32 protein-coding genes and 1 pseudogene are annotated in these 22,372 nt (G+C 68.4%); 31 read left to right on the plus strand and 2 right to left on the minus strand.

All coding sequences use genetic code 11. The features are described 5' to 3' along the window. The 31 genes and pseudogenes from ABZT49_RS07390 to ABZT49_RS07540 all read left to right on the plus strand — a co-directional run. Positions 1-97, plus strand: a pseudogene (locus ABZT49_RS07390) (elongation factor Tu); the annotation flags it as partial. A gap of 80 nt (positions 98-177) precedes the next feature. After that, on the plus strand, positions 178-486 hold the full coding sequence (gene rpsJ, locus ABZT49_RS07395) for a 30S ribosomal protein S10 (protein ID WP_012330343.1): 309 nt from the start codon (positions 178-180) through the stop codon (positions 484-486). A 47-nt stretch (positions 487-533) separates the two neighbouring features. Then, positions 534-1,286 carry a 50S ribosomal protein L3 gene (rplC, locus tag ABZT49_RS07400; protein WP_355285004.1) on the plus strand — a complete coding sequence of 251 codons (753 nt, stop codon included), beginning with the start codon at positions 534-536 and terminating at the stop codon, positions 1,284-1,286. Then, the gene (gene rplD / locus ABZT49_RS07405; protein WP_355285006.1) at positions 1,286-1,906 is read left to right on the plus strand and encodes a 50S ribosomal protein L4; all 621 of its coding nucleotides are present in this window, start codon (positions 1,286-1,288) and stop codon (positions 1,904-1,906) included. The genes rplC and rplD overlap by 1 nt, the downstream gene beginning before the upstream one ends. Further along, positions 1,903-2,199, plus strand: a complete 297-nt coding sequence (locus ABZT49_RS07410; RefSeq protein WP_355285007.1) for a 50S ribosomal protein L23 — start codon at positions 1,903-1,905, stop codon at positions 2,197-2,199. The genes rplD and ABZT49_RS07410 overlap by 4 nt, the downstream gene beginning before the upstream one ends. A 26-nt stretch (positions 2,200-2,225) precedes the next feature. Then, entirely contained in the window at positions 2,226-3,062 is an 837-nt protein-coding gene (gene rplB / locus ABZT49_RS07415; RefSeq protein WP_109973761.1) for a 50S ribosomal protein L2, read from the plus strand. Positions 3,063-3,074: 12 nt separating this feature from the next. Continuing rightward, complete coding sequence (gene rpsS / locus ABZT49_RS07420; protein ID WP_355285010.1) at positions 3,075-3,353, plus strand: 30S ribosomal protein S19; 279 nt, start codon at positions 3,075-3,077, stop codon at positions 3,351-3,353. 1 nt (position 3,354) lies between these two features. After that, positions 3,355-3,738: a 50S ribosomal protein L22 gene (gene rplV / locus ABZT49_RS07425; RefSeq protein ID WP_048444830.1), complete on the plus strand. Its 384-nt coding sequence runs from the start codon at positions 3,355-3,357 to the stop codon at positions 3,736-3,738. A 10-nt stretch (positions 3,739-3,748) separates the two neighbouring features. Beyond that, positions 3,749-4,480, plus strand: a complete 732-nt coding sequence (rpsC, locus tag ABZT49_RS07430) for a 30S ribosomal protein S3 (RefSeq protein ID WP_093569150.1) — start codon at positions 3,749-3,751, stop codon at positions 4,478-4,480. Positions 4,481-4,520: 40 nt separating this feature from the next. Continuing rightward, on the plus strand, positions 4,521-4,934 hold the full coding sequence (gene rplP, locus ABZT49_RS07435; protein WP_109973762.1) for a 50S ribosomal protein L16: 414 nt from the start codon (positions 4,521-4,523) through the stop codon (positions 4,932-4,934). Between the two features lie 14 nt (positions 4,935-4,948). Further along, the gene (gene rpmC / locus ABZT49_RS07440; protein WP_048425821.1) at positions 4,949-5,164 is read left to right on the plus strand and encodes a 50S ribosomal protein L29; all 216 of its coding nucleotides are present in this window, start codon (positions 4,949-4,951) and stop codon (positions 5,162-5,164) included. 12 nt (positions 5,165-5,176) lie between these two features. Next, positions 5,177-5,431 (plus strand): 30S ribosomal protein S17, encoded by a 255-nt coding sequence (gene rpsQ, locus ABZT49_RS07445; RefSeq protein WP_355285012.1) that lies wholly within the window; start codon positions 5,177-5,179, stop codon positions 5,429-5,431. A gap of 288 nt (positions 5,432-5,719) precedes the next feature. Continuing rightward, a complete protein-coding gene (gene rplN / locus ABZT49_RS07450) occupies positions 5,720-6,088 on the plus strand; it encodes a 50S ribosomal protein L14 (RefSeq protein ID WP_048425823.1) in 369 nt (122 codons plus the stop codon). Then, complete coding sequence (rplX, locus tag ABZT49_RS07455) at positions 6,088-6,405, plus strand: 50S ribosomal protein L24 (protein ID WP_093569147.1); 318 nt, start codon at positions 6,088-6,090, stop codon at positions 6,403-6,405. Before rplN ends, rplX begins: the two co-directional genes overlap by 1 nt. After that, positions 6,398-6,964: a 50S ribosomal protein L5 gene (gene rplE, locus ABZT49_RS07460; RefSeq protein ID WP_048425825.1), complete on the plus strand. Its 567-nt coding sequence runs from the start codon at positions 6,398-6,400 to the stop codon at positions 6,962-6,964. The genes rplX and rplE overlap by 8 nt, the downstream gene beginning before the upstream one ends. Before the next feature lie 41 nt (positions 6,965-7,005). Further along, positions 7,006-7,311 (plus strand): 30S ribosomal protein S14, encoded by a 306-nt coding sequence (rpsN, locus tag ABZT49_RS07465; protein ID WP_048431920.1) that lies wholly within the window; start codon positions 7,006-7,008, stop codon positions 7,309-7,311. Between the two features lie 16 nt (positions 7,312-7,327). Continuing rightward, on the plus strand, positions 7,328-7,723 hold the full coding sequence (gene rpsH / locus ABZT49_RS07470; protein ID WP_048425827.1) for a 30S ribosomal protein S8: 396 nt from the start codon (positions 7,328-7,330) through the stop codon (positions 7,721-7,723). A 36-nt stretch (positions 7,724-7,759) separates the two neighbouring features. Further along, complete coding sequence (rplF, locus tag ABZT49_RS07475) at positions 7,760-8,293, plus strand: 50S ribosomal protein L6 (RefSeq protein WP_109973764.1); 534 nt, start codon at positions 7,760-7,762, stop codon at positions 8,291-8,293. 9 nt (positions 8,294-8,302) lie between these two features. Next, complete coding sequence (rplR, locus tag ABZT49_RS07480) at positions 8,303-8,665, plus strand: 50S ribosomal protein L18 (protein WP_048431923.1); 363 nt, start codon at positions 8,303-8,305, stop codon at positions 8,663-8,665. A gap of 160 nt (positions 8,666-8,825) precedes the next feature. Then, a complete protein-coding gene (gene rpsE / locus ABZT49_RS07485) occupies positions 8,826-9,407 on the plus strand; it encodes a 30S ribosomal protein S5 (protein ID WP_048425830.1) in 582 nt (193 codons plus the stop codon). 12 nt (positions 9,408-9,419) lie between these two features. Then, the gene (rpmD, locus tag ABZT49_RS07490; protein ID WP_093569144.1) at positions 9,420-9,611 is read left to right on the plus strand and encodes a 50S ribosomal protein L30; all 192 of its coding nucleotides are present in this window, start codon (positions 9,420-9,422) and stop codon (positions 9,609-9,611) included. A gap of 10 nt (positions 9,612-9,621) precedes the next feature. Then, positions 9,622-10,110, plus strand: a complete 489-nt coding sequence (gene rplO / locus ABZT49_RS07495) for a 50S ribosomal protein L15 (protein WP_093569143.1) — start codon at positions 9,622-9,624, stop codon at positions 10,108-10,110. 131 nt (positions 10,111-10,241) lie between these two features. Next, a complete protein-coding gene (gene secY, locus ABZT49_RS07500) occupies positions 10,242-11,579 on the plus strand; it encodes a preprotein translocase subunit SecY (RefSeq protein ID WP_165085701.1) in 1,338 nt (445 codons plus the stop codon). A 185-nt stretch (positions 11,580-11,764) separates the two neighbouring features. Further along, entirely contained in the window at positions 11,765-12,364 is a 600-nt protein-coding gene (locus tag ABZT49_RS07505) for an adenylate kinase (RefSeq protein ID WP_355285015.1), read from the plus strand. A 211-nt stretch (positions 12,365-12,575) separates the two neighbouring features. Next, positions 12,576-12,944 (plus strand): 30S ribosomal protein S13, encoded by a 369-nt coding sequence (gene rpsM, locus ABZT49_RS07510; protein ID WP_109960465.1) that lies wholly within the window; start codon positions 12,576-12,578, stop codon positions 12,942-12,944. 142 nt (positions 12,945-13,086) lie between these two features. Beyond that, complete coding sequence (gene rpsK, locus ABZT49_RS07515) at positions 13,087-13,476, plus strand: 30S ribosomal protein S11 (RefSeq protein ID WP_015928609.1); 390 nt, start codon at positions 13,087-13,089, stop codon at positions 13,474-13,476. 61 nt (positions 13,477-13,537) lie between these two features. Next, the gene (locus ABZT49_RS07520) at positions 13,538-14,422 is read left to right on the plus strand and encodes an MBL fold metallo-hydrolase (protein WP_355285016.1); all 885 of its coding nucleotides are present in this window, start codon (positions 13,538-13,540) and stop codon (positions 14,420-14,422) included. Positions 14,423-14,522: 100 nt separating this feature from the next. Then, positions 14,523-15,560 carry a DNA-directed RNA polymerase subunit alpha gene (locus tag ABZT49_RS07525; RefSeq protein WP_206289816.1) on the plus strand — a complete coding sequence of 346 codons (1,038 nt, stop codon included), beginning with the start codon at positions 14,523-14,525 and terminating at the stop codon, positions 15,558-15,560. Between the two features lie 148 nt (positions 15,561-15,708). After that, a complete protein-coding gene (gene rplQ / locus ABZT49_RS07530; RefSeq protein WP_093569140.1) occupies positions 15,709-16,131 on the plus strand; it encodes a 50S ribosomal protein L17 in 423 nt (140 codons plus the stop codon). 125 nt (positions 16,132-16,256) lie between these two features. Further along, on the plus strand, positions 16,257-16,517 hold the full coding sequence (locus ABZT49_RS07535) for a PepSY domain-containing protein (RefSeq protein WP_355285018.1): 261 nt from the start codon (positions 16,257-16,259) through the stop codon (positions 16,515-16,517). 79 nt (positions 16,518-16,596) lie between these two features. Then, a complete protein-coding gene (locus tag ABZT49_RS07540) occupies positions 16,597-17,868 on the plus strand; it encodes an aminotransferase class I/II-fold pyridoxal phosphate-dependent enzyme (RefSeq protein WP_355285019.1) in 1,272 nt (423 codons plus the stop codon). A 291-nt stretch (positions 17,869-18,159) separates the two neighbouring features. On the opposite strand, the gene ABZT49_RS07545 is transcribed toward ABZT49_RS07540, so the two are convergent. Both ABZT49_RS07545 and ABZT49_RS07550 read right to left on the minus strand, forming a co-directional pair. Further along, complete coding sequence (locus tag ABZT49_RS07545; RefSeq protein WP_355285021.1) at positions 18,160-19,095, minus strand: helix-turn-helix domain-containing protein; 936 nt, start codon at positions 19,093-19,095, stop codon at positions 18,160-18,162. 97 nt (positions 19,096-19,192) lie between these two features. Continuing rightward, entirely contained in the window at positions 19,193-22,366 is a 3,174-nt protein-coding gene (locus ABZT49_RS07550) for a CusA/CzcA family heavy metal efflux RND transporter (protein ID WP_355285023.1), read from the minus strand. Positions 22,367-22,372: the final 6 nt, after the last annotated feature.

A 22,372-nucleotide genomic window follows, 5' to 3' on the forward strand; every position in this document is an offset into this window, starting at 1 on the left:
GATCGTGCCGATCGCGATGGAGGAGAAGCTGCGCTTCGCCATCCGCGAGGGCGGCCGCACCGTCGGCGCCGGCGTCGTCGCCTCCATCACCGAGTAAGCGTCCAGGCGCTTCCACGAGCGGACAGGTGACGGGGCGGGCCTCGTGCCCGCCCCATCCCGTCGCGAGGTAGACATCACATGAACGGCCAGAATATCCGCATTCGCCTCAAGGCGTTCGATCATCGCATCCTGGATTCGTCGACCCGCGAGATCGTCTCGACGGCGAAGCGGACCGGGGCCCAGGTCCGCGGGCCGATCCCGCTGCCGACCCGGATCGAGCGCTTCACCGTCAACCGCTCGCCCCACATCGACAAGAAGTCGCGCGAGCAGTTCGAGATGCGCACCCACAAGCGCGTGCTCGACATCGTCGATCCGACGCCCCAGACCGTGGACGCGCTGATGAAGCTCGACCTCGCCGCCGGCGTCGACGTGGAGATCAAGCTCTGAGGACCTTCGGGTTCTTAGAGCTTCACTAGGCTGCGCGGGGGAGAACCATGCGCTCAGGAGTCATTGCACAGAAGGTCGGCATGACCCGCGTCTTCACGGACGCTGGCGAGCATGTTCCGGTCACGGTGCTCAAGGTCGATCAGTGCCAGGTGGTCGCCCACCGTACGGTCGAGAAGAACGGCTACGTCGCGCTCCAGGTCGGCGTCGGCAAGGCCAAGGTCAAGAACGTCACGAAGGCCCAGCGCGGCCATTTCGCCGTCGCGAAGGTCGAGCCGAAGCGCAAGCTGGCCGAGTTCCGCGTCAGCGAGGACGCGATCATCCCGGTCGGCGCCGAGATCACCGCGGACCACTTCCTGGCCGGTCAGTTCGTCGATGTGACGGGCACGACCACCGGTAAGGGTTTCGCCGGCGGCATGAAGCGCTGGAACTTCGGCGGTCTGCGCGCCACCCACGGCGTGTCGATCTCGCACCGTTCGATCGGTTCGACCGGCGGCCGTCAGGACCCGGGCAAGACCTTCAAGAACAAGAAGATGCCGGGCCATCTCGGTGTCGAGCGGGTGACGACCCAGAACCTGCGCGTCGTGCGCACCGATGTCGAGCGCGGCCTGATCCTGGTCGAGGGCTCGGTCCCGGGCGTCGACGGCGGCTGGATCTTCGTCCGCGACGCCGTGAAGCGCAAGCTGCCGGCCGATGCCCCGATGCCGGGCAAGTTCCGCGAGCAGGCCGCTGCTCCGTCGGAGACCCCCGCTGAGGCTCAGGTCGAGGCTCCCGCGGCTCCGGCCACCGAGGAGAACGCGTGATGAAGTTCGAGATCACCACGCTCGACGGCGCCGAGGCCGGCTCGGTCGAGCTCGACGAGGCCATCTTCGGCCTCGAGCCCCGCGCCGACCTGCTGCAGCGCTGCGTCCGCTGGCAGCTCGCCAAGCGCCAGGCTGGGACCCACCAGACCAAGCAGCGCGGCGAGATCGCCCGCACGACCAAGAAGCTGTACAAGCAGAAGGGCACCGGTAACGCCCGTCACGGCGCCGCCTCCGCTCCGCAGTTCCGCGGCGGCGCCCGTGCCCACGGCCCGGTCACCCGCTCGCACGCCCACGACCTGCCCAAGAAGGTGCGGGCGCTTGCGCTCCGCCACGCCCTCTCGGCCAAGGTCAAGAGCGCCGAGCTGATCGTCATGGACGATGCCCGCCTCGATGAGGGCAAGACCAAGGCGCTCAAGGAGCGGTTCGGCAAGCTGTCGCTCTCGAACGCCCTGATCATCGGCGGCGCCGAGCTCGACCAGAACTTCGCCCGTGCGGCCCGCAACCTGCCGCAGATCGACGTCCTGCCGGTGCAGGGCATCAACGTCTACGACATCCTGCGCCGCGAGAAGCTCGTGCTGACCCGCGCCGCCGTCGATGCGCTGGAGGCGCGATTCAAATGAGCGCTGATCCGCGCCACTACGACGTGATCGTCTCCCCGGTCATCACCGAGAAGGCGACCAACCTCTCGGAGCTCAACAAGGTTGTGTTCCGGGTGGCCCCGAAGGCGACGAAGCCGCAGATCAAGGAAGCGGTGGAGAAGCTGTTCGAGGTCAAGGTGAAGAGCGTCAACACGCTCACCACCAAGGGCAAGAGCAAGATGTTCCGCGGTCAGCGCGGCCAGCGTTCGGACGTGAAGAAGGCGATCGTGACCCTCGAAGAGGGTCAGAGCATCGACGTCACGACCGGGCTCTGAGGGGAACGGCGTAAGGGAACAAGCCAATGGCTTTGAAGACATTCAAGCCGGTCACGCCGAGCCTTCGCCAGCTCGTGATCGTGGACCGTTCGGAACTCTACAAGGGCAAGCCGGTCAAGTCGCTGACGGTGGGCAAGTCGTCCAGCGGCGGCCGCAACAACCTCGGTCGCGTCACCGTGCGCTTCCGCGGCGGCGGCCACAAGCGGACGCTGCGCAACATCGACTTCAAGCGGCGTGAGCACGCCGGCAAGGTCGGCACCGTCGAGCGGATCGAGTACGATCCGAACCGCACGGCGTTCATCGCGCTGGTGAGCTACGAGGGTGGGGCGCAGAGCTACATCCTGGCGCCGCAGCGGGTGAAGGCCGGCGACCGCGTCGTCTCGGGCGAGCAGGTCGACATCAAGCCCGGCAACGCCATGCCGCTCGGCAACATGCCGGTCGGCACGATCGTGCACAACGTCGAGCTGAAGATCGGCAAGGGCGGGGCGATCGCCCGGTCCGCGGGCAACTACGCCCAGATCGTCGGCCGCGACCAGGGCTACGTCACGCTGCGCCTGAACTCGGGCGAGCAGCGCCTGGTGCACGGCCAGTGCTACGCGACGGTGGGCGCGGTCTCGAACCCCGACCACATGAACATCTCGCTCGGCAAGGCGGGCCGCAACCGCTGGCTCGGCCGGCGTCCGCACAACCGCGGCGTCGCCATGAACCCGATCGACCACCCGCACGGCGGCGGCGAGGGTCGCACCTCGGGCGGTCGTCATCCGGTCACGCCGTGGGGTATCCCCACCAAGGGCAAGAAGACCCGCTCGAACAAGCGCACCGACACGTTCATCGTGTCGAGCCGCCACAACCGCAAGAAGTAAGGGCTTCGTCCCATGGCACGTTCAATCTGGAAGGGGCCGTTCGTCGACGGCTACCTCCTCAAGAAGGCGGACGCCGCGCGCGGCTCCACCCGCAACGAGGTGATCAAGATCTGGAGCCGTCGCTCCACGATCCTCCCGCATTTCGTTGGTCTGACCTTCGGGGTCTACAACGGTCAGAAGCACATTCCGGTCTACGTTTCCGAGGAAATGGTCGGTCACAAGTTCGGCGAGTTCTCGCCGACCCGGACCTTCCACGGTCACGCGGCCGACAAGAAGGCGAAGAGGCGCTGATATGGGCAAGGCAGCAGCACCCCGCGCGCTCCCCCAGAACGAGGCGAAGGCCGTCGCGCGCATGCTGCGCGTCAGCCCGCAGAAGCTGAACCTGGTGGCGCAGCTGATCCGCGGCAAGAAGGTCTCGACCGCTCTGGCCGACCTGCAATTCTCGCGCAAGCGGATCGCGGTCGACGTCAAGAAGTGCCTCGAGAGCGCGATCGCCAACGCCGAGAACAACCACGACCTCGACGTGGACGATCTCGTCGTCAAGGAGGCCTATGTCGGCAAGGCGCTCGTCCTGAAGCGCTTCCACGCCCGCGCCCGCGGCCGTGGCGCCCGCATCCTGAAGCCGTTCGCGAACCTCACCATCGTGGTGCGGGAAGTCCCGGCCGAAGCCGCCTGAGGAGGAATCGATGGGCCAGAAAGTCAACCCGATCGGTCTCCGGCTCGGCATCAACCGGACCTGGGACTCGCGCTGGTACGCCAACAAGGGCGAGTACGCTCGCCTGATGCACGAGGACGTCGCGATCCGCAAAGCGCTGCTCAAGCAGCTCAAGCAGGCCGCCGTCTCCAAGATCGTCATCGAGCGCCCGCACAAGAAGTGCCGCGTCACCATCCACTCGGGCCGTCCGGGCGTGGTGATCGGCAAGAAGGGCGCGGACATCGAGAAGCTGCGCAAGCTGGTCAATTCGATGACCAAGGCCGACGTGACGATCAACATCGTCGAGGTGCGCAAGCCCGAGGTCGACGCCACCCTGGTGGCCGACTCGATCGCCCAGCAGCTCGAGCGTCGCGTCGCCTTCCGTCGCGCCATGAAGCGCGCCGTGCAGTCGGCGATGCGTCTCGGCGCCGAGGGCATCCGCATCAACTGCTCCGGCCGCCTCGGCGGAGCCGAGATCGCCCGGCTCGAGTGGTACCGCGAGGGCCGCGTGCCCCTGCATACCCTGCGCGCCGACGTCGATTACGGCACGGCCACGGCGTTCACCACCTACGGGACCTGCGGCATCAAGGTGTGGGTGTTCAAGGGCGAGATCCTCGAGCACGACCCGATGGCGCAGGACAAGCGCGCGCACGAGGAGGGCGGCCGTTCCGGCGGACGTCGCGACCGTGAGCGCGGCGAGCGCGGCGGACGGGACGCGGCCTAAGGGCCGCGCTTCCCCCGCCCTTCAGTTTTGAGAGGCTGCCATGCTGCAACCCAAGAAGACGAAGTTCCGCAAGCAGTTCAAGGGCCGCATCCACGGCTTCGCGAAGGGCGGAACTGACCTGAACTTCGGCGCCTACGGCCTCAAGGCCATGGAGCCGGAGCGGGTCACCGCGCGTCAGATCGAGGCGGCCCGCCGCGCGATCACCCGCGAGATGAAGCGTCAGGGCCGGGTCTGGATCCGGATCTTCCCCGACGTCCCCGTGACCGCGAAGCCGACCGAGGTCCGCATGGGCTCCGGCAAGGGCGCGCCCGAATACTGGGCCGCTCGCGTGCATCCGGGCCGCATCATGTTCGAGATCGACGGCGTGGCCGAGGACATCGCCCGCGAGGCGCTGCGCCTGGGTGCCGCCAAGCTGCCGGTCCGCACGCGCTTCATCCAGCGCATCGCCGACTGAGGAGAATATTCGAGATGAAGTCGAGCCAGAGGCTGTCTGACCTGAGCGCGCTGTCGCCGGATCAGCTCGGCGAAGAGCTCCTGAACCTGAAGAAGGAGCAGTTCAACCTGCGCTTCCAGCGGGCCACGGGTCAGCTCGAGAACGTCGCCCGGGTGCGCGAAGTGCGCCGCGACATTGCCCGCGTCCGCACCCTGCAGCGCCAGAAGACGCTGCAGGCGGCGCAGGGCTAAGGGAGAACCACCATGCCGAAGCGCGTGCTGCAGGGCGTCGTCGTCAGCGACAAGCAGGACAAGACCATCGTCGTGAAGGTGGAGCGTCGCTTCACCCACCCGGTGATGAAGAAGACCATCCGCCGGTCGAAGAACTACCACGCTCACGATGAGAACAACGTGGCCAAGGTCGGCCAGCAGGTGTTCATCGAGGAGTCGCGGCCCTATTCCAAGCTCAAGACCTGGAAGCTGGTCGAGGGCGAGGCCGCCGCGACCGCCGAGGCGTAGGACGGGGCGCCATTCGGCGCCCCTTTCCGTCGCGGCGGAGCGGAGCGCCTTTCGGCGTTCCGGCTCCTTGCCATCGAGGCCGATCCGGTGTAGACGGCCGGCCTCCACCGAAACATGAAGGGCGTGTGACGCGCTCCTCATCGCGTTCGTTGACCGCGCCAGTGCGTGAAAACGCGCTGCTGCGCGGTCTTTTAATGGACGGGGACGCGAGATCCCCATCAGGCTGCCGTCCGCCGGGCAATCGTGCCCGCCGGAGACCTGCCTGAAACAAGGAAAGGGCGTTAGGCCGTGATCCAGATGCAGACGAATCTGGACGTCGCCGACAATTCCGGCGCACGTCGCGTGATGTGCATCAAGGTACTCGGTGGTTCCAAGCGCAAGTACGCCGGCGTCGGCGACATCATCGTGGTGTCGGTGAAGGAGGCGATTCCGCGGGGCCGCGTGAAGAAGGGCGACGTCATGAAGGCGGTCGTCGTTCGTACCGCGAAGGACGTCCGTCGGGCCGACGGTTCGGTGATCCGCTTCGACCGCAATGCGGCCGTGCTGATCAACAACCAGAAGGAGCCGATCGGCACCCGTATCTTCGGGCCCGTGCCGCGCGAGCTGCGCGCTCGCAACCACATGAAGATCATCTCGCTGGCGCCGGAGGTGCTGTAATGGCTGCGAAGGTGAAGAAGGGCGACAAGGTCGTCGTCCTGACCGGCCGCGACAAGGGTCGCACCGGCGAGGTCATCCAGGTGATGCCGAAGGAAGATCGGGCCCTGGTCCGGGGGATCAACCTGGTGAAGCGCCACACGCGCCAGACCCAGACCACCGAGGGCGGGATCATCTCCAAGGAGGCGGCGATCCACCTGTCGAACCTGGCGGTCGCCGACCCCAAGGACGGCAAGCCCACCCGGGTCGGTTTTCGCATTCTGGAAGACGGGCGCAAGGTTCGCTTCGCGAAGCGCTCGGGAGATCTGATCGATGGCTGAGGCGCTGAAGGACGGCTACACGCCGCGGCTGAAGAAGCACTACGAGGAAGTGGTGCGTCCGAAGCTGATCGAGGAGTTCGGCTACACCAACCCGATGCAGGTGCCGACGATCGAGAAGATCGTCGTGAACATGGGCGTCGGCGAGTCGACCCAGGACTCCAAGAAGGCCACCGTGGCGGCCGAGGATCTCGGCCTGATCGTCGGCCAGAAGCCGGTGATCACCCGGGCCCGCAAGGCGATCGCGACCTTCAAGGTCCGCGAGAACATGCCGATCGGCTGCAAGGTCACGCTGCGCAAGCAGCGCATGTACGAGTTCATGGACCGCCTGATCACCATCGCGCTGCCGCGCGTGCGTGACTTCCGCGGCCTGAACCCGAAGTCGTTCGACGGGCGCGGCAACTACGCCCTCGGGATCAAGGAGCACCTGGTGTTCCCCGAGATCAACTACGACAAGGCCCAGAACACCTGGGGTATGGACATCGTCGTGGCGACCACCGCCAAGACCGATGCCGAGGCCCGGGCGCTCCTGAAGCACTTCAACTTCCCGTTCCGGCAGTGAGGGCCAACCGCCCCCATACGCGGACACTGGAGAGCTAGAACATGGCTAAGACGAGCAAGATCGAGAAGAACAAGCAGCGGCGGGAGCTGGTCAAGCGCTTCGCCCCGAAGCGCGAGGCGCTGCTGGCCACTGCCAACGACGAGTCGCTGTCGATGGAGGAGCGCTTCGAGGCGCGCCTCAAGCTGGCGGAGCTGCCCCGGAACTCCAGCGCGACCCGCATCCGCAACCGCTGCGAGATGACCGGCCGTCCCCGGGCTTACTACCGCAAGCTCGGCATCTCCCGCGTCGCCCTGCGCGACCTGGGATCCCGGGGTCTGATCCCGGGTCTGGTCAAGTCCAGCTGGTAAGGGGAGGGCGCCACAGATGATCAACGATCCCGTGGGCGATATGCTCACCCGCATCCGCAACGGCCAGATGCGTCGTCGCAACGTCGTGCAGACCCCCGGCTCGAAGCTGCGGGCCCGCGTCCTCGACGTGCTGAAGTCCGAAGGCTACATCCGTGACTACGCCACGACCGATTACGGCAACGGGCGCACCGAGTTCGCGATCGAGCTCAAGTACTTCGACGGCCAGCCGGTGATCCGCTCGATCGAGCGCGTCTCCAAGCCGGGCCGCCGGGTCTACTCGTCGGTCGATACCCTGCCGCGCGTCGCCGACGGCCTGGGCATCACCATCGTCTCCACCCCTCAGGGCGTCATGGCCGACCACGAGGCGCGCGAGCGCAACGTCGGCGGCGAGGTGCTCTGCAAGGTCTTCTGACCTTCGGACCCTGACAGCCGAAAAGGAGAGACGAGCATGTCCCGCGTAGGCAAGAAGCCCGTGACCGTGCCGGCCGGCGTGACCGCCACCGTCGACGGCCAGAACGTGAAGATCAAGGGCCAGAAGGGCGAGCTGCAGTTCCGTGTCCCCGACCAGGTGTCGGTCAGCCACGAGAACGGCGCGATCTCGGTCCAGCCCCGGTCGCAGACCAAGGAGGCCCGCGCGATGTGGGGCCTCTCCCGCGCCCAGGTCTCGAACCTGGTCGAGGGCGTGACCAAGGGCTACGAGAAGAAGCTGGAGATCAACGGCGTCGGTTACCGCGCCGCGGTCGCCGGCAAGGTTCTCAAGCTGTCGCTCGGCTACAGCCACGACGTCGAGTACGCGATCCCCGAGGGGATTACGATCGCCACCCCGAAGCCGGTCGAGATCGTTGTCACCGGCATCGATAAGCAGCGCGTCGGCCAGGTCGCGGCGGAGATCCGCGATTATCGCGGCCCCGAGCCCTACAAGGGCAAGGGTGTGAAGTACGCCGGCGAGTTCATCTTCCGCAAGGAAGGCAAGAAGAAGTAAGGACGGCCGATGTCTCGCAAAATCGAACTGCTCGATCGGCGCCGCGCGCGCGTCCGGCGGGCGATCCGCAAGGCGGCCAACGGTCGTCCGCGGCTCTCGGTGTTCCGCTCCTCGAAGCAGATCTACGTCCAGGTCATCGACGACGCGACCGGCCGCACGCTGGCCGCCGCTTCGAGCCTCGACAAGGACCTGCGTGCCCGCCTCAAGACCGGCGCCGACAAGGCCGCCGCGACCGAGGTCGGCAAGCTGGTGGCGGAGCGCGCCAAGGCGGCCGGCGTGAGCCAGGTCATCTTCGACCGCTCGGGCTACCTCTATCACGGCCGGGTCAAGGCCCTGGCCGACGCGGCCCGCGAGGGCGGCCTGGACTTCTGATCCCGGTAGGGGAGGGCGCCTTCCGGGCGCCGCCCCGCTACGAGGATCGGCACGATGTCCCATGAGGCGAGGGGGCCCGGGCGGCTCCCTCTCTCATTACGGCGGATGACTTCAAACAGCGAGCGGGACCGCCGCCCGCGTCAGTCGATGGACAATACACATGGCACGTGAGCGTGAGGGTCGTCGCCGCGACGACCGCGAGGAGCGCGACAGCGAGTTCGTGGACAAGCTCGTCCACATCAACCGCGTCGCCAAGGTGGTGAAGGGCGGCCGTCGCTTCGGCTTCGCGGCCCTCGTCGTCGTCGGCGACCAGAAGGGTCGTGTCGGTTTCGGTCACGGCAAGGCCCGTGAGGTTCCCGAGGCCATCCGCAAGGCCACCGAAGCCGCCAAGCGCGGTCTCGTTCGCGTGGCGCTCCGCGAGGGCCGCACCCTGCACCACGACGTGCAGGGCCGTCACGGCGCCGGCAAGGTCATCCTGCGCGCCGCTCCCGCCGGTACCGGCATCATCGCGGGCGGCCCGATGCGCGCGGTCTTCGAGACGCTCGGCATGCAGGACGTGGTGGCGAAGTCGCTCGGCTCGTCGAACCCCTACAACCTCGTGCGCGCCACCTTCGACGCGCTGAAGAATGAGGATTCGCCCCGTTCGGTCGCGGCGCGCCGCGGTCTCAAGGTCTCGGCCCTCCAGGCCCGCCGTCGCGACGCCGACTCGGCCGCCTCGGCCGATTCCGCCGACGCGGCGTAAGGGAGGCTCGGCATGACTGAGAAGACCGTCCGCGTGCAGCAGATCGGCTCGCCGATCCGCCGCGAGGCCAGCCAGCGTCAGACGCTGATCGGCCTGAAGCTGAACAAGATGCACCGTATCGCCGTCCTGCCCGACAACCCATCGGTGCGCGGCATGATCGCGAAGGTGCATCACCTCGTGCGCGTTCTCGACGACGCGGCGTGAGGAGGGCACCATGAAGCTCAACGAAATCCGTGACAACGAAGGCGCAACCAAGAAGCGGATGCGCGTCGGCCGGGGTATCGGCTCCGGCAAGGGCAAGACCGCCGGCCGCGGCGTGAAGGGCCAGAAGGCGCGCTCCGGCGTCGCCATCAAGGGCTTCGAGGGCGGCCAGATGCCGCTCCACCGTCGCCTGCCCAAGCGCGGGTTCAACAACCCGGGCGCGACCGACCTCAATGCGGTCAATATCGGCCGTATCCAGGAGGCGGTCGATGCCGGCAAGCTCGACGCCTCGGCGCCGGTGACCCTCGAGGCGCTGATCGCCGCCGGCGTGGTCTCCAAGGCTCGTGACGGCGTCAAGATCCTCGGCGTCGGCGAGCTCACCGCCAAGCTGACCTTCCAGGTCTCCCGTGCGTCGAAATCGGCGGTCGAGGCGATCGAGAAGGCCGGCGGCTCGGTGACCCAGTCGCTCGCGACCGCCGACGACGCGGTTGCGTCGGCGTAAGGCACACTTTAAGTCACCGATCATCGGCGGCGGCCCGTGCGACCAGCGCGAGGCCGCCGCTCGTGTTTTGGGGGATGGTCCGCCATCCCTGACCGCAAAGCCGCGGATACCGACCCGAGGACACTCAACCCATGGCCTCTGCAGCCGAGCAGCTCGCCGCCAACCTCAACTTCGGCGCCATCGCCAAGGCCGAAGAGCTCAAGAAGCGGATCTGGTTCACCCTGGGCGCCCTGATCGTCTACCGGCTCGGGACCTACATCCCGCTGCCCGGCATCGATCCCGACGCGCTCCGCCAGAGCTTCGCGAACGCCCAGGGCGGCGTGCTCGGCCTGTTCAACATGTTCTCCGGCGGTGCCGTCGAGCGCATGGCGATCTTCGCGCTCAACATCATGCCGTACATCTCGGCGTCGATCATCGTGCAGCTGCTCACCTCGGTGGTGCCGTCGCTCGAGGCGCTGAAGAAGGAGGGCGAGTCGGGCCGCAAGGTGCTCAACCAGTACACCCGCTACCTCACGGTGGTGCTGGCGATCTTCCAGGCCTGGGGCATCGCGGTCGGCCTGCAGAGCTCCGGCGGCATCGTGCAGGATCCTGGACCCTTCTTCCTCGTCTCGACCGTGATCACGCTGACTGGCGGCACGCTGTTCCTGATGTGGATCGGCGAGCAGATCACCTCGCGCGGCATCGGCAACGGCTCCTCGCTGATCATCTTCGCGGGCATCGTCGCACACCTGCCCTCGGCGATCGCCGGCACGCTGGAGCTCGGGCGCCAGGGTGCGCTCTCGACGGTGGTGATCCTCGGCGTGGTGGTGATGGCGGCGGCCGTCGTCTACTTCATCGTCTTCATGGAGCGCGCGCAGCGCCGCCTCCTGATCAACTACCCCAAGCGCCAGGTCGGCAACCGGATGTACGAGGGCCAGACCTCGTTCCTGCCGCTCAAGCTCAACACCTCGGGCGTCATCCCGCCGATCTTCGCCTCGTCGCTGCTGCTGCTGCCGGCGACCGCGGCCAGCTTCCAGACCGATCCGAACGGCACCGGCATCATCGCCACCATGGCGACCTATCTCGGTCACGGCCGGCCGCTCTACATGCTGCTCTACGCAGGCCTGATCATCTTCTTCGCCTTCTTCTACACGGCGGTGGTGTTCAACCCGCAGGAGACGGCGGACAACCTGAAGAAGCATGGCGGCTTCATTCCTGGTATTCGGCCGGGCGAGCGCACCGCCGAGTTCATCGACAAGGTCCTGTCGCGCATCACCGTGATCGGCGCGGCCTACCTGACGGTGATCTGCCTCATCCCGGAGATCCTGGTCTCGTACGCCTCGCTGCCGTTCTACTTCGGCGGCACCTCGCTCCTGATCGTGGTCTCGGTGACCATGGACACGGTGGCGCAGGTCCACGGCCACCTGCTGGCGCACCAGTACGAAGGCTTGGTGAAGAAGGCGAAGCTGCGCGGCGCCCGCCGGCGCTGACGACCTCGACCGAGGACGAACGCCCGGACCGGTACAACCGGACCGGGCGCCCTTGCGTCGGGGCAGGGGCTTGGCGCATGGTCGGATAACGGCCGGGCGGGGTCCCGGGCTAGAACAAGCAGACAGGCCGCGCCCCGGGAGGTAAGGATCCCGTGCGGGACGCGGCGGAGGGGGAGTGACAGGTTATGCGGATCATTCTGCTCGGCCCGCCCGGCGCCGGGAAAGGCACCCAATCGGCGCGGATCGTCGAGCGGTTCGGAATCCCGCAGCTCTCGACGGGTGACATGCTGCGCGCCGCGGTGGCGGCAGGCACGCCGGTCGGTCTCAAGGCCAAGGCCCTGATGGAGAGCGGGGCGCTCGTGTCCGACGACATCGTGATCGGCATCGTCGCCGACCGGATCGAGGAAGCGGATGCCCGCAACGGCTTCATCCTCGACGGCTTCCCCCGCACCGTGGCGCAGGCCGTCTCCCTCGAGACGATGCTGGCCGAGAAGGGCTTGGCGCTCGACGCGGTGATCGAGTTCAAGGTCGACGAGGAGGCGCTGGTCGGGCGCATCGCCAAGCGCGCCGCCGAGACCGAGGCCCGCGGCGAGCCGGTGCGCAAGGACGACACGCCGGAGGTGTTCAAGACCCGGCTCGAAGCCTACCGCACCCAGACCGCGCCGCTCTCGGCGCATTATGCCGGCACCGGCCTCCTGCGCCAGGTCGACGGCATGGCGCCGATCGACGAGGTGACGAAGCAGCTCGAAACGCTGCTCGCTCCGTTCCAGGCCGTGTCTGCGTGACGCAGGCTCTGAGTTGACAACGGTTCGCGCCCGCGCTAGTGGGCGCTCCTTCGTTCAGACCCGGACGGCCCGGCGTGCCTCTCTGGAGGCCGCTCCGGGCCGATTTGCCGTCGGGACGACGCGCAGGGGCCGGACTCCACCGGACGCGCGTAACACCACAGAGACAGCCGTCCGGGCCGATGCCCTGGACGCGATGGAGAGCAGGAACACCATGGCCCGTATCGCCGGCGTCAACATCCCGACCAACAAGCGCGTCGTCATCGCGCTCCAGTACATCCACGGCATCGGTGCCAAGAAGGCCGAGGAGATCACCGAGAAGGTCGGCATCCCGGCCGAGCGTCGCGTGAACCAGCTCACCGACGCCGAGGTGCTGCAGATCCGCGAGACCATCGACCGCGACTACATCGTCGAGGGCGATCTGCGCCGCGAAGTCTCGATGAACATCAAGCGCCTGATGGATCTCGGCTGCTACCGTGGCCTGCGCCACCGCCGCAACCTGCCGGTCCGCGGCCAGCGCACCCACACCAACGCCCGCACCCGCAAGGGTAAGGCGAAGCCGATCGCTGGCAAGAAGAAGTAAGCCGCGATCCGCGTACGATCGGCGGGGTCGTTTTGTAGACCCCCGCCCGACACCGGCGGCGCGCGAGCGCCGTCACCGCTACTCGTGAGAGACGTCCCGAGCGCCTGGCACCACGGGCGCGCCTGAAGGATCGAAAGACAGTATGGCCAAGGAAGCAACCCGCGTCCGTCGTCGCGAACGCAAGAACATCGTGTCGGGCGTCGCCCACGTGAACGCCTCGTTCAACAACACGATGATCACCATCACGGACGCCCAGGGCAACACGATCTCGTGGTCGTCGGCCGGCGCCATGGGCTTCAAGGGCTCCCGCAAGTCGACCCCCTACGCCGCCCAGGTTGCGGCCGAGGATGCCGGCCGCAAGGCCGCCGAGCACGGCATGCGCACCCTCGAGGTCGAGGTTTCGGGCCCCGGCTCGGGCCGTGAGTCGGCGCTTCGCGCGCTGCAGGCGGCGGGCTTCACGGTGACGTCGATCCGCGACGTGACCCCGATCCCGCATAACGGCTGCCGCCCGCGCAAGCGCCGCCGCGTCTGATCGTCCCCGGTTCCGGGAGGTTTTTCCGAAAGCCTCCCGGGCCGCCTGCGAAGAGGATCGTGTGTCGACACCCCGCACAGCCGACATCGTCCGGCCCGGCGTCCTCCCCTGGACGCTGGGCGATCGCGTTGTGGTCGCCCTCAACGACGGCCATCTCGTGGCGTCGCTCGGGCTGGTGCAGGGCATTCCCGCCGGGGAGGCCACGGATCTCCAGGAGCGCGGTTTCCGCAGTGTCGAGGCGCCGCGGATCTCCGTCAACGCCTTCCTGATCCTCGGCGGGCCGGCGCCGCTCCTGGTCGATGCCGGGATGGGGCTGAGCGGTCCCGCCTCGCTCGGGCATCTGCCGAAGGCGCTCGAGGCCTGCGGCGTGGCCCCCGGCGACATCGGAACCGTGCTGGTGACCCACCTGCATTCCGACCATATCGGTGGGCTGATGGGCACCGACGGTGCCGCATCCTTTCCGAATGCCGAGGTGGTGATACCCGAGGCCGAGGCCGCCCACTGGCTCGCCGATGGGGCCGAGGGACGGGCGCCGGAGGGCGCCAGGGCGGGGTTTCGCCGGGCCCGGGCGCTCGTTCGCGCCTATGGTGACCGGATCCGCCGGGCCGGCGAGGGCGAGGTGCTGCCCGGGATCGAGGCGATCCTGGCGCCCGGCCACACGCCGGGCCACACCGCCTACCGGGTCCAGTCGGGCGACCACTCGCTGCTGATCTGGGGCGACGTGGTGCATCTGCCGGCGATCCAGCTGGCCCGGCCGGAGGCCGGCCTGTCCTTCGACGTGGACGGCGCGACGGCCGCCGCCACGCGCAAGCGCATCCTCGACCAGGCGGCGGCGGAACGCCTCCTGGTCGCCGGGATGCATCTCGAGTTTCCGGCCCTCGGCAAGGTCCGGCGCGACGGCGCCGGCTTCGCCTGGGTCCCGGAGCAGTGGAGCGCGGCGTCCTGACCGCCCCTGCTTCGAACGCGTGAGAGATCAGGACGGCGGTGTCTCCCGGGCGCGGGGGAGACCGCGAGGGGAGGGCCCATCGGGCCGCCCCCTGTGTAAGTTGGCGAGAGGTGCGAACGTGGTCATTCAGAAGAACTGGCAAGAGCTGATCAAGCCGAACAAGCTCGAAGTCACCCCCGGGCACGACCCGAAGCGGATCGCCACCGTAGTGGCCGAGCCGCTGGAGCGCGGCTTCGGCACCACCCTCGGCAATTCGCTGCGCCGGGTGCTCCTCTCCTCGCTCCAGGGTGCGGCCGTCACCTCGGTCCACATCGACGGCGTGCTGCACGAGTTCTCGTCGATCCCGGGCGTGCGCGAGGACGTCACCGACATCGTCCTCAACATCAAGACGATCGCCATCCGCTCGTCGAGCGACACCCCGAAGCGCATGACCCTGCGCAAGACCGGCCCGGGCCTGGTCACCGCGGGCGACATCGCCACGGTCGGCGACGTGCAGATCCTCAACCCCGACCTGGTGCTCTGCACCCTGGACGACGGGGCCGAGATCCGCATGGAGTTCACCGTGTCGGCTGGCAAGGGCTACGTCCCGGCCGAGCGCAACCGGCCCGAGGACGCGCCGATCGGCCTGATCCCGGTCGACGCGCTGTTCTCGCCGGTCACCAAGGTGTCCTACCGCATCGAGAACACCCGCGAGGGCCAGGATCTCGACAAGGACAAGCTGACCATGACGGTCGAGACCAACGGTGCGGTCTCGCCCGAGGATGCGCTGGCCTACGCCGCCCGCATCATCCAGGACCAGCTCCAGATCTTCGTGAACTTCGAGGAGCCCCGCAAGGAGGAGGCCGCGCCGCTCGCGCCGCAGCTGCCCTTCAATCCGGCCCTGCTCAAGAAGGTCGACGAGCTCGAACTCTCGGTCCGCTCGGCCAACTGCCTCAAGAACGACAACATCGTCTATATCGGCGATCTCATCCAGAAGACCGAAGCCGAGATGCTGCGCACGCCGAATTTCGGCCGCAAGTCGCTCAACGAGATCAAGGAAGTGCTGGCCGCGATGGGCCTGCACCTCGGCATGGACGTGCCCGGCTGGCCGCCGGAGAATATCGAGGACCTGGCCAAGCGCTTCGAGGAGCACTACTAGGCCACTCTCGGCGGCGCAGGGCAGGCCCTGCGCCGCCACTCCCGATGCGTCCTCGCGCGAGGACGCATCGGGAGTGGCGGGAATCCGCACTCACCACAAAGGACGGCCGACCCGTGGCACGGCGGCCGAGAACCAATAGGAGAGAGCCATGCGTCACGGTTTCCGGGGTCGTCGCTTCAACCGCACCGTCGAGCATCGCAAGGCGATGTTCTCGAACATGTCGGCCGCGCTGATCAAGCACGAGCAGATCATCACCACCCTGCCGAAGGCCAAGGACCTGCGTCCCGTGGTCGAGAAGCTGATCACCCTCGGCAAGCGCGGCGACCTGCACGCCCGCCGCCAGGCGATCGCGGCGCTTCGCGGCGACGAGGTGATGGTCAAGAAGCTGTTCGACGTGCTCGGCCCCCGCTACGAGAGCCGCCCGGGCGGCTATTGCCGCATCATGAAGGCGGGCTTCCGCTACGGCGACAACGCCCCGATGGCGGTGATCGAGTTCGTCGATCGCGACGTCGACGCCCGCGGCAAGGATTCCGGCCCGGTCCAGGTCTCCGACGAGACCCCCGCCGAGTAAGCCGTCACCGGCTCGACTGTCCTTGAAGGCGGCCCGCGAGGGCCGCCTTTTTCGTCTCGGCCGGAACCGTCCGGCAGGACCGGCGATCTTCCTACGGCAGTTGCCGACCAAGGGAGATTCGATCGATGACCAAGCTGACCATCCCGGCCCTCGCCGCGCTGATCCTCGCCGGCACCGGCACGGCCGCTCTCGCCGACAAGGTCGGGGCCGACTGGATGCCGATCGGCCAGGTGATCCAGAAGGCCGAGGCCGCCGGCTACACCATGATCTCCGAGATCGAGGCCGATGACGGGCACTGGGAAGGGGAGGGGATGAAGGACGGCAAGGCGATGAAGTTCCGGGCCGATCCGCGCACCGGCGCCATCCTGTCGGAAAAGGCGAAGTAGGACGCGGGCGAAACGCTGGATTCCGCGGCGCGGGAGGCGCAAAGGTGACGCGCCTTCCGTTCCACCAGCGAATTCGACCATGACCGCGATTCCCTCCCTCGCCGATCTCCAGGCCCGCTACGCCGCTCTCCAGGGCCGTGGCCTCAAGCTCGACATGACGCGCGGCAAGCCCTCGCCGGAGCAGCTCGACCTGTCGGAGGGGCTGGCGGCCCTGCCGGGCAACCGCGACCACCGCACCGAGGCCGGCGAGGATGCGCGCAACTACGGCGGCGTGCAGGGTCTCGCCGAGGTGCGGGCCCTGTTCGCCCCGGTGCTCGGCGCGGCGCCCGAGCGGATCGTCGTCGGCAACAATTCGAGCCTCGCGCTGATGCACGACTGCATCGTCTACGCGCTGCTCAAGGGCGTGCCCGGGGGGCAGCGGCCATGGTCGAAGGAGGAGGAGATCCGCTTCCTCTGCCCGGTGCCGGGCTACGACCGTCACTTCGCCCTGTGCGAGACCTACGGCATCGGCATGGTGCCCGTTCCGATGACCGCCGACGGCCCCGACATGGAGGTGGTCGAGCGCGAGGCCCGCGATCCCCGGGTGAAGGGGATGTGGGCGGTGCCGCAATATTCCAACCCGGGCGGGGAGACCTATTCCGACGCCACGGTCGAGCGGCTCGCCCGGATGGAGACCGGAGCGCCGGACTTCCGGCTGTTCTGGGACAATGCCTACGCGCTCCACCACCTCACCGATCGGCGGCCGCAGCTCCGCAATATCCTGGATGCCTGCGCCAAGGCCGGCCACCCGGACCGGGCGATCGTCTTCGCCTCGACCTCGAAGGTGACGCTGGCGGGCGCCGGCCTCGCGTTGCTCGCTTCCTCCGAGGCCAATGTCCGCTGGTACCTCGGCAATGCCGGCAAGCGCACCATCGGGCCCGACAAGCTCAACCAGCTGCGCCACATCCGCTTCCTGCGCGACCGGGCCGGGCTCGACGCGCTGATGGACGGCCACCGCCGCCTGCTGGCGCCGAAGTTCCGCGCCGTGACCGAGACCCTGGCGCTCCACCTCGGCGGCACCAGCGTCGCGCGCTGGAGCGAGCCGGAGGGCGGCTACTTCATCCTGCTCGAAGTGCCGGAGGGCTGCGCCACCCGCGTGGTCACGCTCGCCGCCGGCTGCGGCCTCGCGCTGACGCCGGCCGGCGCCACCCACCCCTACGGCCGCGACCCGCAGGACCGGCTGCTGCGCCTCGCCCCGTCCTACCCGAAGCCCGCCGAGGTCGAGGCGGCGGCGGAAGTGGTGGCGACCTGCGTGCTGCTGGCGGCGGCCGAGAGCCGGGAGGCCGGCGGGAGCGGGCAGGTCGCGGCCTGAACCGACTCCGGGGGCGTATCACCGACGCTCCCGGCACCCTCTCCACATGGGTGGAGCCTATTTGTTTGGCCTCCATCGATTTCCTCACCCTCTGCGTCATTCCGGGGCCGCATAGCGGAGCCCGGAATCCAGAGCCGCAGGTGGTTCAGAAGAAGACGGGACGATCCCAGATTTATCCTGAACCATCCGCGCTTCTGGATCCCGGGCTCCGCTGTGCGGCCCCGGGATGACACGGAGTGCGTTGATTCTGTGGAAGCCCTGCAAACAGGCTCTTAGCCACTATCCGCGGGCTCACCCCCGCCCGATTGCGGCGCGGTAATCGCGCGGGCTCACGCCGTAGGCCTGCCGGAACGCCCGGCTGAGGAGCGCCCCGGTGCCGAAGCCGTAGACCTCCCCGATCTCGCCGATGGACCGCCGCTCGAGCGGATCGTCGAGCGCCATCCGGATCGCCGCGAGGCGCTGGCGCGCGAGGTAGCGCGCGATCCCACCCTCCGGCTCGAACAGGCGGTAGAGCTGCGAACGCGACATGCCGAGCGCCTTCGCCATCGCGTCGATCCGGAGGGGCGTGCAGAGATGGCCGCGCAGGAACTGTTTCGCGCTCCTGAGCCGGGCGGCTTCGAGGGGCAGGCCGGCGCGTTCGACGGTCTCCAGGCTCGGGCGCGCACAGGCCGCGACCATGTGGAGCGTGGCCTGGGCGATGTGGCCCGCGTCCAGCGTCGTGATCGCGTGGCTGTGCGCGGACAGGCTCCGCAGGTGATCGGCCAGGAGGCGGCCGGCGCCGCCGTTCAGGATCAGCCCGTGCAGGGCCTCCTCGTCGGGCAGCAGGGCGGCGACGGACGCGCGCGGCAGGGTGAGGATCAGCGAGCCCGTCTCCGGGACCCGGCTGCGGCGATAGGGCTGCGACAGGTCGTTGAGGCTGACGGCCCCGGCCGGAACCTCCGCGACGCCGTGCTCGGTCTCCACGCTGTAGGCGTGCCGGCTCAGATGCAGGATGAAGCCGTCCTGGCCGTCGCGCCGGATCTGGGACCGCGACCGGGCGGGGCCTTGGGGGGCGGCATTCATCACGCGCAGCGCCATCGGACCGACCTGGGTCGTCTCGATGCGGCCCGCGAAACCGGCCGGGTCGGCGTCGAGGGTGTGGGCGGAGAACAGCGTGCGCCACGCATCGAAGCGGTCGCGCTCGGGCAGGGCGTCCGTCGTGAAGAGGGACCGGGATACGAGACTCACGGGCAGGTCCGCTCATCGATAAGGCAGGCGATGTTAGCTCCTGCCGCGCGGCTGACCAGTCCCATTCGGGAGACGGGCGACGATCGCCCGCGCCCCATTAGTGCATCACCGCCCCGGCCGGGGCCGGCGCACCGGGCTCCGCCGGCATGGGAATCGCCGCCGGTCGCCGCCGCGAGAACAGCAGGATCAGCACCGGCAGGATGATGAGGATCAGGATCGGCGCCAGGCTCATCCCGCCGACCACCACCAGCGCCAGGGGCTTCTGCACCTGCGAGCCGACGCCCTGCGAGAATGCGGCGGGCAGGAGGCCGACGCCGGCGACGACGCAGGTCATCACCACCGGGCGCATCTGGGTGGTGCAGGTCTTCAGCATCGCCTCGGCCCGCTCCTCGCCGCGGGCGATCAGCCCGTTGTAGTGGGTGAGCACGATGATGCCGTCCATCACCGCAATGCCGAGCAGCGCGATGAAGCCGATCGCTGCCGAGACCGAGAACGGCGTCTCGGTGACGGCGAGCGCCACGACGCCGCCCGCCACCGCCATCGGGATCACGCTGAGCGCGAGGAGGGTGTCGACGAGGGAGCCGAAATTCACGAACAGCAGCACCGCGATCAGCAGGATCGCCAGCGGCACCGTGACGGAGAGGCGGGCCAGCGCGCCCTGCATGTTGTTGAACTCGCCGACGAGCTCCAGCCGGTAATCCGGCGGCAGCTTCACCTCCTGCGCCACCCGCTCGCGGGCCTCGATGATGGTGCTGCCGAGGTCGCGGTCGCGCACGCTGAACTTGACCGGCAGGTAGCGCTCCTGGCCCTCGCGGTAGATGTAGGCCGGGCCCGACACCAGCTCGACGTCGGCGACGGCGCTCAGGGGAATCTGGACCATCGCGCCGCCCTGGGTCTGGCCGGCGATGCGCAATTCGCGGATCGCCCGGACGCTCTGGCGGTACTGCGAGGCCAGGCGCACGATGATCGGGTAGTGGCGCTCGGAGCCGGTGTCGTAGAGCTCGCCCGCCGAATCGCCGCCGATCGCGGTGCGCACCGTCGTGTTGATGTCGCCGGGGGTCAGGCCGTAGCGGGCGGCACGGGTGCGGTCGACGTTGATCTGCACCGTCGGCTGGCCGAGCGAGGTGAAGACGCCGAGATCGGTGACGCCTGGCACGCGCTTCAAGGTCGCCTCGACCTGGCGCGCCACGTCCGTGAGGGTCTGCAGGTCGGGCCCGAACACCTTGAACGAGTTCTCGCCCTTGATGCCTGAGACCGCCTCGGCGACGTTGTCCTGCAGGTATTGCGACAGGTTGAACTCGACGCCCGGGAACTCGGTCCGCAGCCGCTCTAGCAGCGCGCCGGTCATCGCGTCCTTCGTGACGCCTTCGCGCCACTGCTCGGCGGGTTTGAGGGGCGCGAAGAACTCGCCGTTGAAGAAGCCGGCGGCGTCGGTGCCGTCGTCGGGCCGGCCGTGCTGCGAGACCACCCGCTCGACCTCCGGCACCTCGGCGATCACCCGGCGGATCCGGTTGACGTAGAGGTTGCCCTCTTCCAGCGAGATCGTCGCCGGCATGGTGGCGCGGATCCAGAGGTTGCCCTCCTCGAGCTTCGGCAGGAATTCGAGGCCGAGATTGCGCCCCTCCACCGCCACGCCGAGGCCGATGAGGGCGGCAAAGCCCAGCGTCAGGGTGCGGTGGGCGAGCGCGGCCCGGATCACCGGCCGGTAGAGCCGGTCGAGACTCCGGACCAGGATCGTCTCGACCTCGTGGATGTGCTCCGGCAGCAGGTAGGCGGAGAGGACCGGCGTCACCGTGAAGGTGGCGATGAGGCCGCCGGCCAGCGCGTAGGCATAGGTCTGGGCCATCGGCCCGAAGATGTTGCCCTCGACGCCCGACAGGGTGAAGAGCGGCAGGAAGCCGGTGACGATGATCACTGCGGCAAAGACAATCGAGCGGCTGACGTCGGAGGAGGCGAGCGAGATCAGCCCGAGCTTCCTCGGCATTCCCTTGGCGCCGACGAGGCCGGGAGGCAGCGGCGGACCGTGGCCCGAGAGGCGCCGGAAGATCGCCTCGACCATGATGACGGTGCCGTCGACGATCAGGCCAAAATCGAGCGCGCCGACCGACAGGAGGTTGGCCGATTCGCCCCGCGCCACCAGGATGATGACGGCGAAGAACAGCGCGAAGGGAATCGTCGCGACGACGATCAGCGCGCTCCGCAGGTTGCCGAGGAAGAGCCACTGCACCACCAGGATCAGCAGGATGCCGACCATCATGTTGTGCAGGACGGTGTGGGTGGTGACGGCGATGAGGTCGGCGCGGTCGTAGATGCGCTCGATGCGCACGCCCGGCGGCAGGATGCCGGCGGCCTCGATCCGGGCCACCTCCGCCTTCACCGCCTCGATCGACGGGGTCGAGCGCTCGCCGCGGCGCATCAGGACGATGCCCTGGACGATGTCGTCGTCCTCGTTCATGCCGGCGATGCCGAGGCGCGGCTGGTGACCGATGGTGATGGTGGCGACGTCCTTCACCAGGACCGGGGCGCCGCCGGACTGGGTCAGCACCGTCTCGCCGATATCGTCGACCGAGCGGATCAGGCCGACGCCGCGCACCACCGCCGACTGGCTCCCCAGGGTGATGCGGTTGCCGCCGACATTGAGGTTGCTGTCGTTGAGGGTCTTGACCACGCCCGACAGGGTCAGCCCATGCGCCATCAGCCGGTCGAGGTCGACGCCGATCTCGAAGGTCTTGGTCTTGCCGCCCCAGCCGATGACGTCGATGACCCCCGGCACGGCGCGGAAGCGCTTGCGCAGCACCCAGTCCTGCAGGGTCTTCAGGTCGAGGACGCTGTAGCCCTCCGGCGCGACGAGCTTGTAGCGGAAGATCTCGCCGATCGGGCTCACCGGCGAGATGGCGGGCTTGGCGCCGTTCGGCAGGGTGTCGAGCTGGGCGAGGCGATTGAGCACCTGCTGCTCGGCCTCGCGGTAGCTGTTGGCGAAGCCGAATTGCAGCTTCACGTCGGAAAGGCCGTAGAGCGAGACGGTGCGGACCTGCTTCAGGTCGGGCAGCCCCGAGGTGATCACCTCGATCGGCACCGTGATGTAGCGCTCAATCTCCTCGCCCGAGAGGCCCGGCGCCTGAGTAATGACGTTCACCATCGGCGGCGTCGGGTCGGGATAAGCCTCGATGTTGAGGCTCTGGAACGCCGCGAGCCCGCCGAGGATCAGGGCCACGAAGGCCAGGACGACGAGGGCGCGCTGGCGCAGGGCGAGGCCGACGATGCCGGTCATGGCCGA

The sequence above is a fragment of the Methylobacterium sp. EM32 genome (assembly GCF_040593685.1).
Lineage (GTDB): Bacteria > Pseudomonadota > Alphaproteobacteria > Rhizobiales > Beijerinckiaceae > Methylobacterium.